Raw genomic sequence first — 484 nt, forward strand, 5'->3', positions numbered from 1 at the left:
GACGAAAATCAGATTCATCATGCAATCGAACAAGCCTATCAATTGATTGTTGAAGCACACCGCAACATGACTGACATTTGGCGCACTCACGTACTGTTTACGCGGCAATGGTGGTTTGGAGTAGGTTTATCGATATGCCCCTGGCTATTTTGGATCGGATTTCGGGATAAGAGAGCTACGGGACAGTTTCTCCTATCCGGGCTTACGATGATTATCGTGTCATCGTGGCTGGACCAGCTTGGGATTGCCATGGGACTCTTGCATTATCACTGGGAAGTCATACCGTTCATGCCGGCCAATTTTCCATGGAATTTTTCACTTCTTCCCGTCACGGTTATGTTCTTACACCAGTACAAGTCTGGCATACATCCGTTGTTCAAAGCTCTCCTATTTGGGGGATTTTCCGCTTTTGTGGCCGAGCCGGTCTCACAAATGGCCGATTTATACCACCCCGTTCACTGGAAACATACATATTCGTTTCCTA

At 46.9% G+C, this 484-nt stretch carries 1 protein-coding gene; it reads left to right on the plus strand.

The window, feature by feature from the left end; all coding sequences use genetic code 11:
- Positions 1-484 (plus strand): CBO0543 family protein (locus tag FKP33_RS27530; protein WP_141336836.1); only part of this gene is annotated, 484 nt, incomplete at both ends.

It is taken from the genome of Paenibacillus sp. tmac-D7 (assembly GCF_006519665.1).
GTDB classification, from domain to species: domain Bacteria; phylum Bacillota; class Bacilli; order Paenibacillales; family NBRC-103111; genus Paenibacillus_G; species Paenibacillus_G validus.